Origin of the sequence: Lentzea tibetensis, from assembly GCF_007845675.1 — a bacterium.
In the GTDB taxonomy this organism is placed as follows: Bacteria; Actinomycetota; Actinomycetes; order Mycobacteriales; family Pseudonocardiaceae; genus Lentzea; species Lentzea tibetensis.
In genome coordinates this window covers 148,338-163,457 of sequence record NZ_VOBR01000006.1, presented here as the reverse complement: position 1 = coordinate 163,457, position 15,120 = coordinate 148,338, and the positions used below count along the sequence as shown (strand labels likewise).

The window sequence follows — 15,120 nt, the reverse complement described above, 5'->3', positions numbered from 1 at the left end:
CTCGTTCGAACATGTGTTCGAATCGAACATGTGCGATGGGATGGGCAGAAGGTCGAGGCAGAGCCGCAGCTGGCCCTACCGGGTTTACCGGGACTGGTGCGCAGCGTACGAACTCCTGAGTTCGCGGGCGTGGTCTTCCACGAGGTCCGCGCCAAGTCCGTGCTCAACAAGGTTCCGAACGGAGGCCTGCCGTTCGACTGGACGGTGAACCCGTATCGCGGCTGCTCACACGCCTGCACCTACTGCCTGGCGGGCGACACGCCGGTGCTGATGGCCGACGGGCGCACGAAGCCGATCTCCGAGCTCCGGGTGGGCGACGAGATCTACGGCACCGAGCTGACCGGCAACTACCGCCGCTACGTTCGAACGCGCGTCGAAGCGCACTGGGAGACGCGCAAGCAGGCGTACCGCGTGACGCTCGAGGACGGGACGCGGCTGGTCAGCAGCGGCGACCACCGGTTCCTCACCGACCGGGGCTGGAAGCACGTCGTCGGCGGCACCTGCGGCTCCGGCCGCCGCCCGCACCTGACGACGGGCAACAAGCTGATGGGCACCGGCGCGTTCGCCGAGCAGCCCGGCGTCACCGACGAGTACCGCCGCGGCTACCTGCGCGGCATGGTCGGCGACGCGCACGAGTTCCGAATCCCCCTCGCGGACGTCGAAGCGATGGACCGCGTCCAGGAGTACCTCGACGACCTCGGGGTGCAAGAGGGGGTGGGATTTCTGAACCACGTGCGCGAGCTCGCACGGTGGCAGATAGCCCCGAGCGACGACTGGCTCAAGGGTTTCCTCGCGGGAGCCTTCGACTTCAACGGGACGTGCTCGCGCAGCATCCTGCGGATGTCCAACCGCAGCGCCACCATCATCGAGGCGGTGTGCCTCGCCCTGAAGCACTTCGACTTCGACTTCGCCGTCGAGGAACTCAAGCGCCGCAGGGGAATGCGCGTCATCCGGCTGCGCGGCGGCCTGCGCGAGAACCTGCGCTTCTTCCACGCGACGAACCCGGCGATCACGCGCAAGCGCGACATCGACGGCGTGGCCATCAAGTCCGCCGCGCCGCTCGGCGTCCGGTCCGTGGAGGACCTGGGCGAGGAGATGACGTTGTACGACATCACGACCGGGACCGGTGACTTCATCGCGAACGGCGTCGTGTCGCACAACTGCTTCGCCCGCAACACCCACACGTACCTGGACATGGACGCGGGCCACGACTTCGACAGCCAGGTCGTGGTGAAGATCAACGCCGCCGAGGTGCTGCGGAAGCAGCTGCGTTCGCCGAAGTGGACGCACGAGCACGTCGCGATGGGCACGAACACGGACCCGTACCAGCGGGCCGAGGGCCGCTACGCCCTGATGCCTCCGATCATCAGGGCGCTGGCGGACTCGGGCACGCCGTTCTCCATCCTCACCAAGGGAACGTTGCTGTCACGGGACATTCCGCTCCTGGTGGAGGCGGCCCGGTCCGTTTCGGTCGGGATCGGGGTGTCGCTGGCGCTGCTCGACCGCGACCTGCACAAGACGCTCGAACCCGGCACGCCCACGCCGCAGGCCCGGTTGGAGCTCGTGCGCAAGGTGCGTGACGCCGGGTTGCCGTGCGGGGTGTTCGTGGCTCCCGTGCTGCCGGGGCTGACCGATTCCATCGACCAGCTCGACTACCTGTTCGGTGAGATCGCCGCCGCCGGGGCCACCGGGGTGACGGCGTTGCCGTTGCACCTGCGGCCCGGTGCGCGGGAGTGGTTCACGCGGTGGCTGGCGCAGGAGCACCCGGACCTGGTCGCCGGGTACCGAGATCTGTACGGGCGGGGGAGCTACGCGGACAGCCGGTACCGCAAGTGGTTCTCGCTGCGCGTGGAACCGTTGCTGCGCAAGCACGATCTGCTGCCCAAGGCGCGGACGCGGGCGGTGCCCGGTGATCCGGACGGCGTGTGGCCCGACGGCGCGCTGCCGTCCGGGGTGCCGTCGCCGCGGGTGAACCAGGAGCAGCTGACCTTGCTCTAAGGCTGGGAGAGGTGCAGCACCTCCCAGCCGGGTTCGCCGGTGTTCTCCGCCCACAGCGTGAAGTGCACGATCTCCCAGTTCCGCGGGTCGACGGCGAGCACGGTCGAGTGCACGCCGTCGGCGCGCTGCTCGAACTCTTCGGTGGCCTCGGCGACGGCCGTGATCGGGTCGTCGTCCGGGCCGAGCCGGACGAGCCGCCGCGTGGCGAACCGCGCCTCGGACGCGGTGCCGCGGCGGAACGCGACGCCCGGCCAGTGCTGCACGACCGGCCGCCCGAAGCTCGCGAGGATGCCCTGGAAGCCGCCGCCGCGGTACAGGAACTCGGCCATGCCGTCGCTCGTGTCCCAGACGTAGAACGGCGCGTACTGGTTGACCGGCGCGTTCTCCCGCACCAGGTACGCCTTGAGCCGCAGCCCGGCGAAGTCGTCCAGCAGGTGGCCCCTGGTGGCGACCCGGTGCCGGATGATCGACATGTCGTAGTCGGACGGCAACGTGATCTCGTACTGCATCGCGATCATGGCTCTTCCCCCTGGTGTCGTGCGAAGGTGATCACATGCTTCAGGCTCTGATCATCGACTTCGGCGGCGTCCTCAGCACCCCGTTCGACGATTCCGCCCGCCGGTTCAGCCTCGAAGAAGGCCTGGAGCCGACCGCGTTGCGCTCCGCCATGGTCGCCAACGCGGCGCTGGTCGCGGACCTCGAACGCGGCGCGATCACCCAGGCGCAGTTCGCCGAGACGATCGGCGACGCGCTGCGGATCTTCCCGGACGACCTGGTCGAACGCATGTGCCGAGGCCTGGAGCTGCGGCGCGAGGTGATGGACGCCGTGGCGCGGGTGCGGCGGCGCGGCGTGAAGGTCGCGGTGCTGTCGAACTCGGTCGGCTCGGATCCGTTCGACCTCTACGAGCGCTTCGACCTCGACCGGAAGGTCGACGTGCTGGTCGCGTCCGACCGGGAGAAGCTGCGCAAGCCGGACCCCGAGATCTACCGGCTGACCGCGGGCCGCCTCGGCATCGCGCCGAAGGACTGCGTCTACGCCGACGACTCGGCCAAGTTCCTCGAGCCCGCGGCTCAGCTCGGCATGACGACGGTGCACGCGACCGATCCGGCAATTACGATCAAGGCACTCGCCGATCTGTTCGGTTGATTCGTCAAAACCAGTGAGGGTTAGTCGTCACCGCACTAGGTATACCTCGGCCGGACGGACGCATTCCGGTCTTCACTCTTGACAATGGCGACCCCGCCCGGTGGGCTGCTCAACGGGGAGTTTGAAGCAAAGGGGTTTTCAAGAACATTCCCGCCACGTTTGTGGAATCGATTCGTGCTGCTCATTTTCAACGGGAGAGTGCATGTTCGTGTTCCGAAGAACCTTGTTGGCCGTCGTCTCCGGTCTGGCCCTCACCGCCAGCGTCATCGCGCCGGCCACCGCCGCACCCGCGGCGCCCAAGAGTCAGATCTCAGGCACCGCCGCGAATCCCGGCAAGTCCGAGGCGCAGGTCCAGAAGGCGGTCGACGAGTACTGGACGACCGAGCGGATGGCCGAGGCCAAGCCCGCCACCGCGTCCTTCGCCGACCAGATCACAAAGGAAGCCATCGACAAGGCCGGCAAAGAGCTGGTCGCGTCCCAACCCGCGTCCCCGGCCAAGGGTGACGTGAGCACCAACGACGCGTGGTTCTCCTACACCACCGGCAAGGTGTTCTACACCGACCCGCGCGGCGGCAACTGGCAGTGCTCCGGTGCCGCGGTCAACTCCGGGTCCAAGCGCGTCGTCGTCACCGCAGGCCACTGCGTGCACCCCGGCTCCGGCACCGCGTGGATGCAGAACTGGAACTTCGTGCCCGGCTACCAGCGCGGCAGCGTTCCGCGCGGCCGGTTCTACGCCTACTGGTTCTGGTCGTCCACCGGCTGGACGCAGCGCGCCGACCGCGAGCGCGACTTCGCGTTCGTCGTCACCTACAACAACGCCTCCGGGCAGCGCGTGGTCGACGCCGCGGGCGGCCACGGGCTGATCGTCAACCCCGGTTACTCGAACTTCGTGCACATCGCGGGCTACCCCGGCAACCGGGACGGCGGCGAGGTGCAGTGGTACTGCTGGGGCACCACGGACAAGTGGCCGGGTGCCGCGCTGCAACGCCTGGGCTGCAACTTCGGCGGCGGGTCCAGTGGTGGGCCGTGGCTGCGCGACTACCAGCCCAATGGGCTCGGTTACGTCATCAGCGACATGCACGGCATCGCATCGGACGGCAGCGGTTACAACGCAGGGCCGTATTACGACAACCACGTGCGTGACGTGTTCAACCAGGCCGCCAACCAGAATCCTTGATCTGTAAATGTGCGAAGTGCCGGTCGGAAAACCGACCGGCACTTCGTCGTGCGACTATTCTCCCCAGCCGCCTTGAACCATTGTCTGGAATTTCCACTCACCCTTGACCCGCACCAGCAGGTCGCCGTAGCGCACGGGCATTCCGTTGATCGTGCCCTCGGTGATCACGAACACCAGGTTCTCGTTGACGAAGTGCGGCGTGCGCACCGACTCCATCTGCAGGTCCCCGCCCACCTGCGCGCCCATGTCGCGGAGGAACTGCTCCCGGTCCCACGTCGTCGCCGCGCCGTCGGTCACCGCGTTGATCGGGAACATCGCCATGTCGGCCATCTGCTCGACGTCGCCCGTCTTCGCGAGAGCGTCCCAGCGTTCGAACCACTCAGCCACACCGTCCATGCCCACTAGCGTACACCATACGGTACAACGTACGGAACTAGCCTGAACGGTCGAGTGGCGGTTAGCCCGAATGTTCGAGAGGGTGTGCCGCATGACCGGATTCGGGGCGGTTCCGGAGGAGCTGCGCGCTGCGGCGAAGAAGATCGGCGACACGGTCGGCCAGGCGACCGACTGCGGCTGGAACGGGCCGAGCGGGGACTACGGCCACCCTGGCGTGGCGTCGAGCTGGGACGAGTTCATCCGCGACCTGCGCAAACACGTCGACTTCCTGAAGGGCAAGGCCGAGGAGTTCGGCACCGGGCTCGTCGACGCCGCCAGGGTGTACGTCGAGACGGACACCGCGAGCACAGCCGATTTCGGCAAGGCGGGCCAGGGCCTCGACCAGGGCCCACCGCTCGGGATCATGAACCCCGACGTCGCCAGGAGACTCAACCCGGACTGGTCGCCGCCGCGCGACTTCCCGAGCGGGCCGAACGGACCGGTGTACTGATGGGCGCGGAACTGGGGCAGACGACGAACCCCAAGGACCTGATCCCCGGCGAGCCGGACGTCATCTCGGCCGACCTGCGCGGGCTCGTCGAGACGATGAAGAAGCTCGGGCCGATCGGCATGGACCTCGGCAAGGTCGACCCGACGGGCTGGCTGGGTGGCGCGAGCGACGCGTTCCGCGACGTCTTCTCGAAGGAGCCGCCCAAGTGGGAGGCGGCCGTCGAGACGGCGGGCGTCGGCGGGCAGGCGCTCGCGGACTACGCGGATGCGCTGACCTGGGGCCAGAAGGAAGCCCAGAAGGCGATCGAGATGTACCTGCAGGCCGAGGCCGCGAGCCGCACCGCGCAGGCGAACTACGACTCGATGGTCGCCTCGGGCGTCACGCCGACGATGCCGTTCCAGGATCCGGGCACGGCCGCGGCGGGCAACGCGCAGGCCGTGCTCGACAACGCCCGCAAGATCGTCGAGGCGGCCGGCGGCGCGGTCGCGATGCAGCTCGGGTTCGAGCCGGACGGCGAGGGCGGCTTCAAGAAGTCCGGCAAGGAACGCGAGTGGGGCGCGGGCACGAACCGCGACCCGAACAAGCCGGGCTGGCAGAAGGGCAAGGGCGGCCGCAGCTACGAGAAGAGCAAGGGCAGCCAGTCGGACGGCCTGCTGACCGACCTGATCGGCGACACGCTGAAGAGCTTCGGCATCGAGCTCCCCGAGAAGTCGTGGGAGGGCAAGGCCGGTGTCGAGTGGCTCAAGGGTGAGCTGGGCGGCGAGTTCGACGCGGGCTGGGTGTCCGGCAGCGGCAAGCTCGAGGGCGCGGTGCTCGGCGCCGAGGCCGAGGCCAGCGCCAGCATCGGGCCGCTCGGCATCACCGCGGCCGCCAGCGCCGAGGCGTACCTCGCGAAGGGGCACGCCGAGGGCGAGCTGAAGTTCGGCGAGCACGCCGGGGTGGCCGGCAGCGCGGACGCGATGGTCGGCGCGAAGGCCGAGGCGGAGGCCACGGTCGGCTGGCTCGGCGCGCAGGGCAGCGCTGAGGCGTTCGCCGGTGCCAAGGCGGAGGGTGAGGTCAGCGCCGAGGTCGCCGGACTCGGTGCCGGTGTGAAGGGCGAGGCCTGGGCCGGTGTCGGCGCCGAGGCGAGCGGTCAGTTCGGCATGGGCGACGACGGCAAGTTCCACGTCGGCGCTTCCGTTGGCGCCGCACTCGGTGTCGGTGGCAAGGTCGGGTTCGAGTTCAGCGTCGATCCCGGTGCCGTGGTGGACACCATCGAGAGCGTGGCGGACGACGTGGGCGAGGTCGCCGCGGACGTCGGGCGCGGTGTCGCCAACGCTGCCGACAGCGTCGGCAAGGGCATCGGCAACGCGGCCAAGGGCGTCGCGGACTTCCTGTTCTGAGGAGAGACATGGCAACCACGATTCCGGTGCCGATCGAGTTCTCGCTCCCCGAGGGCTGGCTCTCGGCGCCACCGGACGAGGTCGGTGCACCCGAGGCGGCGTTCGTGGCGCTGCACCCCTCGACAGGCAACGGATTCACCGCGAACATCACGATCGCCGGCGAGGTGCGCACGGATGACGCGTCGCTGCCGCAGATCGCCGACGAGGCCGTCGAGAAGCTCGAGCGCGCCGCCGGTCAGGTGCAGGTAGGCAGGCGCAACGAGGTCGGCACACCGGAGAACCCCGGTTTCACCCAGGCCGTGCGCACCCGGATCACCCTGCACGGCAAGCAGGTCGACGTCGTGCAGCTCCAGGTGTTCCTCGGCATGGCCGACCAGCTGGACTCCCACCGGCGCGCCGTGCTGCACATCGCGCTGACCGCGACGCCGGAGCAGTTCGAGCAGGTGATCGGCGACTTCCAGAAGTTCCTCAAGACCATCAAGCCGGAACAGGGGGAGGCGTGATGAGTGATGCCGCCGACGCGCTGGTGCGTCGCATCGAGGCCATCGACACGGTCGCCGCGGACAACCGCCACCGCGCGGAGTCGTTCCAGCGCATGGCCGACCAGATCCGCGAGGCCGACGGCCGCGCGACGTCCGAGGACGGCGTCGTCACGGTCGTCGCCACCGCGGACGGCGCGGTCAGGTCGATCACGTTCAGCGACGAGGTTCGCGACGTCGCGCCGATGGCGTTGTCCGCCACCGCTTTGCACACCATCGCCAAGGCGCGGGCCAACGCCGCGCGGATGCAGGCGGAGATCGTGCGCGGAGCGCTGGGGGACACCGAGCTGCTGGACCGCGTGCTGGACTCGAACACCACGATGTTCGGCGACGAGCGGCCGCGCGATCCCGGACCGGCCCCGGCGTCCAGGTCGGCGCAGGCACCCAGCCCGCGGCACGCCGCGCACGACGACGAGGGCGAGTTCAGCGTGTTCAAGAACAACAGGTCGGCCTGGTGAGCCTTGCGCTCGGCCTGACGATCGCGATCGGCGGCTGCCTGCTGCTCGGCGCGGCCCTGGTGTGGATGGTTGTCTGGCTGCGCCGTGACTACGAGGCCTCCGAGCAGGAGTTCATGGCCCTGTTGCAGGAGGAGTCGGCCAGGCGCGGCTGGACCTACGAGGAGCGCAACGACTCCTACGCGGAGTGGTTCAACGCGCTGCCGATGATCCCGTTCGCCGGCGTGCGGTCTCCGGTGTTCCAGCAGCCGAAGGCCGCCGGTGCCCGCAACGTCGTCACCGGCACGCACCGCGGCAGGCAGTTCCTCGCCGCGGACTTCCACGTCTACTTCACCGCGCCGGCGATCGACGCGAACTGGCGCACGCACGTGTGGGTGCGCATGCCCGCGCCGCGTCCCGGTCTGGTGGTGAAGAAGGTGCTCGGCCCGCAGAACGCCGTGAACCGCGCGCTCGGCTGGGACCACCAGCGCTACGGGGACCCCGAGTTCGACCACCGCTTCGAGGTGACCGCGGACGACCAGCGGTTCGCGCACGACGTCCTGCACACCCACATGCAGCGGATCCTGGTCGCCGAGCAGCGCGCGTTCCAGGAGTGGTGGATGGTCGGCGACATCATCGACGTGGCGGGCGACTCCTGCGGTGAGCACCGCGACCCGCGTGAGCTGATCCCGGCGCTCGACCTGCGCTGCGACATCCTCGACCTGGTGCCGGAGGTGGTCTGGGCCCGCTAGCGCGGCCACCAAGACCTGATCCCACGACTCAGTCGGCAAGCACCTGCTCGCGCAGGATGTCGGCGTGCCCGCAGTGGTGGGCCAGCTCGCGCAGGACCTGCAGGTACACCCAGCGCAGCGTGCGCGGCCCGGTCCGGTGGCCGGTCACGACGGCGTCCAGCGGCAGCTCGGCGACGGCCGCCCTGGCCGTTGCGCAGGCCTCCCGGTGTGCCGCCGTGACCGAGGCGACGGTGTCGTCGTCGGCGAGCCGGAAGGACTCGTCCGGGCTCTGCACCAAGCCCAGCTCCCGACGGGACGTGCCGCCGACGCACTCCTCGAACCACACCCGCTGCATCCACGTGACGTGCTTGAGCAGTCCGAGCAACGTCGTCGCCGACGAGACGAGCCGACGGCGGGCTTGCTCCTCGGTGAGGCCGTTGAGGGTCACCTCGAGGGCGCTCCGGTACTCCTCGACGAACGCGTCGAGCTGTGTGCGCTCGTCGTCCAACAGCACGTCGAACGAGTCCATCAGAGTCTCCCGCCGTGCCGCACCGTCATGAGCAGGAACAGTCCGGAGAAGAACCCGGTCACCGCGCACACGACGGCGAGCATCGCGAACCCGAAGTTGGCTTCGCCGTCGGTGGAGCCGGCGGTGCTGGTGATCGCCCAGGTCGCGGTGCCGGCGCACGCCAGGGTGATGAGTGACAGCACGGTGACCGCCCGCCGCTGGTTCGGTTGACGGGCGGGCTCGCTCGCCGCGTCGGCGCGGTGCACACCCAGCGCGCCGATGATCTCCCGGCAGTCCTGGGTGAGGCCGGTGAAGCGCACCAGCTCGCCGTCGTCGAAGCGGATGGCGCAGTCGACGTCCGAGCCGGTGAGCGAACCCGGCCCGCGCTCGGACACGTCGATCGCCCGCACCTGGTCCCACGTCCAGCTGCGCCGCACGCCGCCGACGGTGTGGGCCAGCCCGCCCTCGTAGAGCTCGAACACCTCGTCACCTCGGGCGGCCTGCCGCAGCAGGACGGCCGCGCTCGGCGCCGCGAACATCAGCGGGAACACCGCGAGGAGCAGCGCGTACTCGGCCCCGTGGAGGTCGACGACGGCCATCGCGACCAGCAGCAGCGAGCACAGCACCGACACGGCCAGTGCGATCCTGCCGACCAGGCGTCTTCGCCGGTTGTCCACTGGATGCGTGCTGAGGAGAGATCCCATGAGATCAAGGTAGGTCACCCACCGACAAGACACTTACAAGCAGGCTTGACTGTTTGTTTGTTGGCCGGAAGACTCGTCGGCGTGGAGACCCGTCAGCGGCAGGCCGATCGCACCCGCGAGACCAAGCGGAAGCTCATGGAGGCGACCGTCGAGTGCCTGGTCGAGCGCGGCTGGTCGGGCACGACGACCACGCTCGTCGCCGAGCGGGCCGGTGTGTCGCGCGGCGCGCAGCTGCACCACTTCCGCACCAGGGGCGAGCTGGTCGCGGCCGCCGTCGAGCACGTCGGTGCGGAGAGCGTGCAGCAGCTCAGGGAGCGCACCGGCAACGTCAGCGGCACCCGAGCGGTCGTCGAGATGATCGCGGACTTCTACGCCAGCGACCTGTTCACCGCCGCGCTCGAACTGTGGGTCGCCGCGCGCACCGACCCCGAGCTCAAGGACCTGGTCATCGACCTGCAGCACAAGCTGGGCCGCGAGACGCACGTGCTGGCGCTCGAACTGCTCGACGCGGACGAGTCGAAACCCGGTGTGCGCGAAGCGGTCCAGGCCACGCTCGACCTCGTGCGCGGGCTCGCGCTCGCCAACCAGCTCACCGACGACAGCAAACGCCGTGCGCACGTCGTGCGCCACTGGGCGAAGATGCTGGAGGAGCAACTGTGATCACCCAAGTGCTGGCCGACCTCGAAGCCGAGAGCCAGGAGCTCGACGACCTCGTCGCGCCGCAGCAGGACTGGACGATCGAGACACCGGCGCCCGGCTGGACCATCGCGCACCAGATCTCGCATCTCATGTGGACGGACCGCGCCGCGCTGCTCGCGATCACCGACCCCGAGGCGTTCCAGGCGCAACCGCTCGTGCCGGACATGGTCGACCGCACCGCCGAAGAGGGCACGCGGGACCCGAAGCTGCTCGAGAGCTGGCGCCAGGCGCGCACCGAGCTGAAGGAAGCGCTCGCGCAGGCGCAGGGGAAGATCGTGTGGTTCGGCCCGCCGATGAGCCCGGCGTCGATGGCCACCGCGCGGATCATGGAGACCTGGGCGCACGGGCAGGACGTCGCCGACGCACTCGGTGTCGAGCGCAAGCCCACCGACCGCATCAAGAACGTCGCGCACCTCGGTGTGCGCACGATGGGGTTCGCCTTCCTGCTCAACGGTCTCGCCGCGCCGACGGAGGAGGTCCGTGTCGAGCTGACCGGCCCGAACGGTGAGGAGTGGACGTGGGGACCGGAGGGAGCGGCGAACCGGGTCAGCGGGCCCGCACTCGACTTCTGCTTCCTCGTGACGCAGCGGCGCAACCGCAAGGACCTCGCGCTGGTGGCGGAAGGCCCGGTCGCGCAGGAGTGGCTGCCGATCGCGCAAGCGTTCGCGGGACCTCCGGGAGCCGGTCGATGATCCGGATCGGCAACGCGTCCGGCTTCTACGGCGACCGGCTGTCGGCCGTCCGCGAGATGCTGGAGGGCGGCGAGCTCGACGTGCTCACCGGCGACTACCTCGCCGAGCTGACCATGCTGATCCTCGGCCGCGACCGGCTCAAAGACAGCAACCTCGGCTACGCGCGGACGTTCCTGCGTCAGCTGGAGGACTGCCTCGGTCTCGCGCTCGAGAAGGGCGTGAAGATCGTCGCCAACGCGGGCGGGCTCAACCCGGCCGGGCTCGCCGAGGCCGTCCAGAAGCTCGGGCACGACGCCAAGATCGCGTACGTCAGCGGTGACGACGTCAGCGACCGGTTCCCGGAAGCGTTGACCGCAAACGCTTACCTCGGCGCGCAGGGCATCGCGGAGTGCCTGGGCGGGGGAGCGGACGTCGTCGTCACCGGCCGCGTCACCGACGCCTCGCTCGTCGTCGGACCCGCCGCGGCGCACTTCGGCTGGCGGTTCGACGACTGGGACCGGCTCGCCGGCGCGACGGTCGCCGGGCACGTGCTCGAATGCGGCACCCAGGCCACCGGCGGCAACTACTCGTTCTTCACCGAGATCGACGCGCGCAGGCCCGGCTTCCCGATCGCCGAACTGCACGAGGACGGCTCGTCGGTGATCACCAAGCACGACGGCACCGGTGGCGCGGTCACCGTCGACACGGTCACCGCCCAGCTGCTGTACGAGATCGGCGCGCCCGCCTACCTCGGACCGGACGTCGTCACCCACTTCGACACCATCCGGCTCGACGAGCACGAGCGCGGCGTCCGGATCAGCGGTACGAAGGGCAGCCCGCCGCCGGACACGCTCAAGGTGTGCCTCAACACGCTGGGCGGGTTCCGCAACGGCACCACCTTCGTCCTCTGTGGACTCGACGTCGATGCCAAGGCGGCGCTGGTGCGAACCCAGCTCGAGGACGCGATCGGCACCGACGGCCTGACCTGGACGCTCGCCCGCACCGACCAGTCGAATGCGGCCACCGAGGAGACCGCAAGCGCTTTGCTGCACGTCACGATCAAGACCGCCGACCCGAAGCGCGCCAAGGCGTTCTCCCGTGCGGCGATCGAGCTGGCGCTCGCGTCCTACCCCGGTTTCCACGTGACGGCGCCGCCCGCGGACGGCACGCCGTTCGGCGTCTACCGGGCCGAGTACGTGCCGCGCGAGAGCGTGCAGTGGAAGGCGGTGCAGCTGTGAACGCCCCTCTCGGTGCGATCGCCGGCGCCCGGTCCGGTGACAAGGGCGGCGACGCGAACCTCGGCGTGTGGGTGCGCAGCGACGAGGCCTTCGCGTGGCTGCGGGAGTACCTGACCGTCGAGCGGCTCAAGGAGCTGCTGCCCGAGGCCGGTGAGGTCGACCGGTACGAGCTGCCGAACCTGAGGGCGCTCAACTTCGTGCTGCACGGCCTGCTCGGTGAGGGCGTCGCGTCGTCGACCAGGTTCGACCCGCAGGCCAAGGCGCTCGGCGAGTGGTTGCGGTCCAGGGTCGTCGACATCCCGGAGGCGCTGCTGTGATCACCCGTGACCTCTACGACGAGCGCAAGGAACTGCGGGCGCTCGTCCGCGACTTCACCGAGCGCGAGATCGTCCCGCACCTGGGCCAGTGGGAACGCGACGGCGAGATTCCCCGTGAGCTGCACAAGAAGGCGGCGTCGATCGGCCTGCTCGGCATCGGGTTCCCCGAGTCCGCGGGCGGAGCGGGCGACCTGATCGACAGCGTCGTGCTCACCGAGGAGATCATCCAGGCGGGCGGCTCGTCCGGCGTGATCGCCGCGCTGTTCACGCACGGCATCGCGATCCCGCACATCGTCGAGTCCGGCAACGTCGACCTGATCGAGCGGTTCGCGAAGCCCGCCATCGCCGGTGACCTGATCGGCAGCCTCGCGGTCACCGAACCCGACAGCGGGTCGGACGTCGCGTCGATCCGCACGTCCGCGGTCAGGGACGGCGATCACTACGTCGTCAACGGCACCAAGACCTACATCACCTCCGGCTGCCGCGCGGACTTCGTGACGACGGCCGTGCGCACCGCGTCCCAGGGGCACCGGGGTCTCAGCCTGCTGGTGGTGGAGAAGGGCACGCCCGGCTTCACCGTGCGGCGCAAGCTGGACAAGATGGGCTGGCACTGCTCGGACACCGCAGAACTGTCCTTCGTGGACGCTCGGGTGCCGGTGGCGAACCTGGTCGGTGCGAAGAACGACGGTTTCGTGCAGATCCTGCGGCAGTTCCAGGTCGAGCGGGTCACCATGGCCGTCGAGGCGTACGCGACCGCGCAGCGCTGCCTCGACCTGACCGTCGAGTGGACGCGGATGCGCAAGACGTTCGGCGAACCGCTGATCACGCGGCAGGTGGTCAGCCACAGGCTCACCGAGATGGCGCAGCGCATCGACCTCGCCCGCACCTACACCCGCGAGGTCGCGGCACGCGTGCTGCGCGGCGACGACTGCGTCACCGAGGTCTGCTTCGCCAAGAACGCCGCCGTGGACGCGTGTTCGTTCGTGGTCGACGCGGCGGTGCAGCTGCACGGCGGCGCCGGGTACATGCGCGACTCCGAGGTGGAACGCCACTACCGGGACGCGCGGATTCTCGGCATCGGCGGCGGGGCGAGTGAAGTGATGACCGAGCACGCGGCACGACGATTGGGATACATGCGATGAGCAACCGTGAGGCGATGCTCGAGAAGATCGCGGCTCTGGACGCCGATCACGCCAAGGCGCTGGCCGGCGGCGGGCCGAAGTACGTGGAACGGCACCACAAGCGCGGCAAGCTGCTCGCCCGCGAGCGCATCGAGCTGCTGGTCGACCAGGACAGCCCGTTCCTCGAGCTGTCGCCGCTCGCCGCGTGGGGCACCGACTACCCGGTGGGCGGCAGCGTCGTCACCGGCATCGGCTACGTCGAGGGCGTCGAGTGCGTGATCGTCGCGAACGACCCGACCGTGCGCGGCGGTTCCTCGAACCCGTACAGCCTGCGCAAGACGTTGCGCGCCAACGACATCGCGTTGCAGAACCGGTTGCCGGTGGTGAGCCTGGTCGAGTCCGGTGGCGCCGACCTGCCGTCGCAGAGCGAGATCTTCATCCCCGGCGGCCGGGTGTTCCGCGACCTCACGCGGTTGTCCGCGGCGGGCATCCCGACGGTGACGACGGTGTTCGGCAACGCGACCGCCGGTGGCGCGTACGTGCCGGGCATGTCGGACTACGTGATCATGATCAAGGAACGCTCGAAGGTGTTCCTGGCCGGGCCGCCGCTGGTGAAGATGGCGACCGGCGAGGAAGCCGACGACGAATCTCTTGGTGGCGCGTCGATGCACGGCGCGGTGAGCGGTCTCGCGGACTTCGTGGCGGAGGACGAGGTCGACGCGATCCGTCTCGCGCGCCGCGTCGTCGCGCGGCTGAACTGGCGCAAGCAGGGACCGTTGCCGGGTCCGGTCGAGGAGCCGCTGTTCTCCTCGGACGACCTGTTGGACCTGGTGCCGACCGACCTGCGCGTGCCGTTCGACCCGCGTGACGTGATCGCGCGGCTCGTGGACGGCTCGCGTTTCGACGAGTTCAAGCCCGCGTACGGGACGTCGCTGGTGACCGGCTGGGCGAACCTGCACGGCTACCCGGTCGGCATCCTCGCGAACGCGCGCGGCGTGCTGTTCAGCGAGGAGTCGCAGAAGGCCACGCAGTTCATCCAGCTCGCGAACGCCTCCGACACCCCGTTGCTGTTCCTGCAGAACACCACCGGCTACATGGTCGGCGCGCAGTACGAGCAGGGCGGCATCGTCAAGCACGGCTCGATGATGATCAACGCGGTGTCGAACAGCCGGGTGCCGCACCTGACCGTCACGATGGGCGCGTCCTACGGCGCGGGCAACTACGGCATGTGCGGCCGGGCGTACGACCCGCGCTTCCTGTTCACCTGGCCCAACGCGAAGTCCGCGGTGATGGGCCCTGCGCAGCTCGCGGGTGTGCTCTCGATCGTCGGGCGGCAGGCCGCCGCCGCGAAGGGCCAGGAGTACAACGAGGAGCACGACGCGGCCATGCGCAAGATGGTCGAGGCGCAGATCGAAGAGCAGTCGCTCGCGCAGTTCCTGTCCGGGAAGCTCTACGACGACGGAGTGATCGACCCGCGTGACACCCGGACCGTGCTGGGAATCTGCCTATCCGCCGTCCACAGTGGACCAGTCAAGGGTGCCGACGGCTTCGGCATCTTCCGGATGTGA

The 15,120-nt window shown here is 69.4% G+C and carries 16 protein-coding genes and 1 pseudogene; 13 read left to right on the top strand and 4 right to left on the bottom strand.

The annotated features are described in order from the left end of the window. The first annotated feature begins 30 nt into the window (after positions 1-30). On the top strand, positions 31-1,998 hold the full coding sequence (locus FKR81_RS11210; RefSeq protein ID WP_146350938.1) for an intein-containing Rv2578c family radical SAM protein: 1,968 nt from the start codon (positions 31-33) through the stop codon (positions 1,996-1,998). Here the strand turns inward: FKR81_RS11210 and FKR81_RS11205 are convergent. Further along, positions 1,995-2,516, bottom strand: a complete 522-nt coding sequence (locus FKR81_RS11205; RefSeq protein WP_146350937.1) for a DUF4865 family protein — start codon at positions 2,514-2,516, stop codon at positions 1,995-1,997. The two genes, FKR81_RS11210 and FKR81_RS11205, sit on opposite strands and share 4 nt — an antisense overlap. 35 nt (positions 2,517-2,551) lie before the next feature. Here FKR81_RS11205 and FKR81_RS11200 point away from each other — a divergent pair, with 35 nt between their 5' ends. After that, positions 2,552-3,145 carry an HAD family hydrolase gene (locus FKR81_RS11200; RefSeq protein ID WP_146350936.1) on the top strand — a complete coding sequence of 198 codons (594 nt, stop codon included), beginning with the start codon at positions 2,552-2,554 and terminating at the stop codon, positions 3,143-3,145. A 208-nt stretch (positions 3,146-3,353) separates the two neighbouring features. After that, complete coding sequence (locus tag FKR81_RS11195) at positions 3,354-4,322, top strand: trypsin-like serine peptidase (protein WP_146350935.1); 969 nt, start codon at positions 3,354-3,356, stop codon at positions 4,320-4,322. A gap of 54 nt (positions 4,323-4,376) precedes the next feature. On the opposite strand, the gene FKR81_RS11190 is transcribed toward FKR81_RS11195, so the two are convergent. Beyond that, positions 4,377-4,718, bottom strand: a complete 342-nt coding sequence (locus tag FKR81_RS11190; RefSeq protein ID WP_146350934.1) for a nuclear transport factor 2 family protein — start codon at positions 4,716-4,718, stop codon at positions 4,377-4,379. A 91-nt stretch (positions 4,719-4,809) separates the two neighbouring features. On the opposite strand from FKR81_RS11190, the gene FKR81_RS11185 reads away from it, so the two are divergent. The 5 genes from FKR81_RS11185 to FKR81_RS11165 are packed head-to-tail and all read left to right on the top strand — an operon-like array spanning position 4,810 to position 8,315. Beyond that, positions 4,810-5,208 carry a WXG100 family type VII secretion target gene (locus FKR81_RS11185; RefSeq protein WP_146350933.1) on the top strand — a complete coding sequence of 133 codons (399 nt, stop codon included), beginning with the start codon at positions 4,810-4,812 and terminating at the stop codon, positions 5,206-5,208. After that, positions 5,208-6,590 (top strand): putative T7SS-secreted protein, encoded by a 1,383-nt coding sequence (locus FKR81_RS11180; protein ID WP_146350932.1) that lies wholly within the window; start codon positions 5,208-5,210, stop codon positions 6,588-6,590. Before FKR81_RS11185 ends, FKR81_RS11180 begins: the two co-directional genes overlap by 1 nt. Before the next feature lie 8 nt (positions 6,591-6,598). After that, positions 6,599-7,093: a hypothetical protein gene (locus FKR81_RS11175; RefSeq protein WP_146350931.1), complete on the top strand. Its 495-nt coding sequence runs from the start codon at positions 6,599-6,601 to the stop codon at positions 7,091-7,093. After that, positions 7,093-7,587, top strand: coding sequence for a YbaB/EbfC family nucleoid-associated protein (locus tag FKR81_RS11170; RefSeq protein ID WP_146350930.1), 495 nt, complete (start codon positions 7,093-7,095; stop codon positions 7,585-7,587). Before FKR81_RS11175 ends, FKR81_RS11170 begins: the two co-directional genes overlap by 1 nt. Further along, positions 7,584-8,315 (top strand): hypothetical protein, encoded by a 732-nt coding sequence (locus tag FKR81_RS11165; protein ID WP_146350929.1) that lies wholly within the window; start codon positions 7,584-7,586, stop codon positions 8,313-8,315. The genes FKR81_RS11170 and FKR81_RS11165 overlap by 4 nt, the downstream gene beginning before the upstream one ends. 28 nt (positions 8,316-8,343) lie before the next feature. On the opposite strand, the gene FKR81_RS11160 is transcribed toward FKR81_RS11165, so the two are convergent. Together FKR81_RS11160 and FKR81_RS11155 are read right to left on the bottom strand one after the other, a co-directional pair. Then, the gene (locus tag FKR81_RS11160; RefSeq protein WP_146350928.1) at positions 8,344-8,823 is read right to left on the bottom strand and encodes a DinB family protein; all 480 of its coding nucleotides are present in this window, start codon (positions 8,821-8,823) and stop codon (positions 8,344-8,346) included. After that, positions 8,823-9,506 (bottom strand): hypothetical protein, encoded by a 684-nt coding sequence (locus FKR81_RS11155; RefSeq protein ID WP_146350927.1) that lies wholly within the window; start codon positions 9,504-9,506, stop codon positions 8,823-8,825. Before FKR81_RS11155 ends, FKR81_RS11160 begins: the two co-directional genes overlap by 1 nt. A 135-nt stretch (positions 9,507-9,641) precedes the next feature. Between FKR81_RS11155 and FKR81_RS11150 the strand changes: the two genes are divergently transcribed. The 5 genes and pseudogenes from FKR81_RS11150 (at position 9,642) to FKR81_RS11130 (ending at position 15,120) form a co-directional block, all read left to right on the top strand. Continuing rightward, entirely contained in the window at positions 9,642-10,166 is a 525-nt protein-coding gene (locus FKR81_RS11150; protein WP_235921486.1) for a TetR/AcrR family transcriptional regulator, read from the top strand. Then, positions 10,163-10,897 carry a TIGR03084 family metal-binding protein gene (locus FKR81_RS11145; RefSeq protein ID WP_146350925.1) on the top strand — a complete coding sequence of 245 codons (735 nt, stop codon included), beginning with the start codon at positions 10,163-10,165 and terminating at the stop codon, positions 10,895-10,897. The genes FKR81_RS11150 and FKR81_RS11145 overlap by 4 nt, the downstream gene beginning before the upstream one ends. After that, a pseudogene (locus FKR81_RS11140) lies at positions 10,894-12,431 on the top strand (acyclic terpene utilization AtuA family protein). The gene FKR81_RS11145 and the pseudogene FKR81_RS11140 overlap by 4 nt, the downstream one beginning before the upstream one ends. Next, positions 12,428-13,573 carry an acyl-CoA dehydrogenase family protein gene (locus FKR81_RS11135; protein WP_146350924.1) on the top strand — a complete coding sequence of 382 codons (1,146 nt, stop codon included), beginning with the start codon at positions 12,428-12,430 and terminating at the stop codon, positions 13,571-13,573. The pseudogene FKR81_RS11140 and the gene FKR81_RS11135 overlap by 4 nt, the downstream one beginning before the upstream one ends. Beyond that, a complete protein-coding gene (locus FKR81_RS11130; RefSeq protein WP_146350923.1) occupies positions 13,570-15,120 on the top strand; it encodes an acyl-CoA carboxylase subunit beta in 1,551 nt (516 codons plus the stop codon). Before FKR81_RS11135 ends, FKR81_RS11130 begins: the two co-directional genes overlap by 4 nt.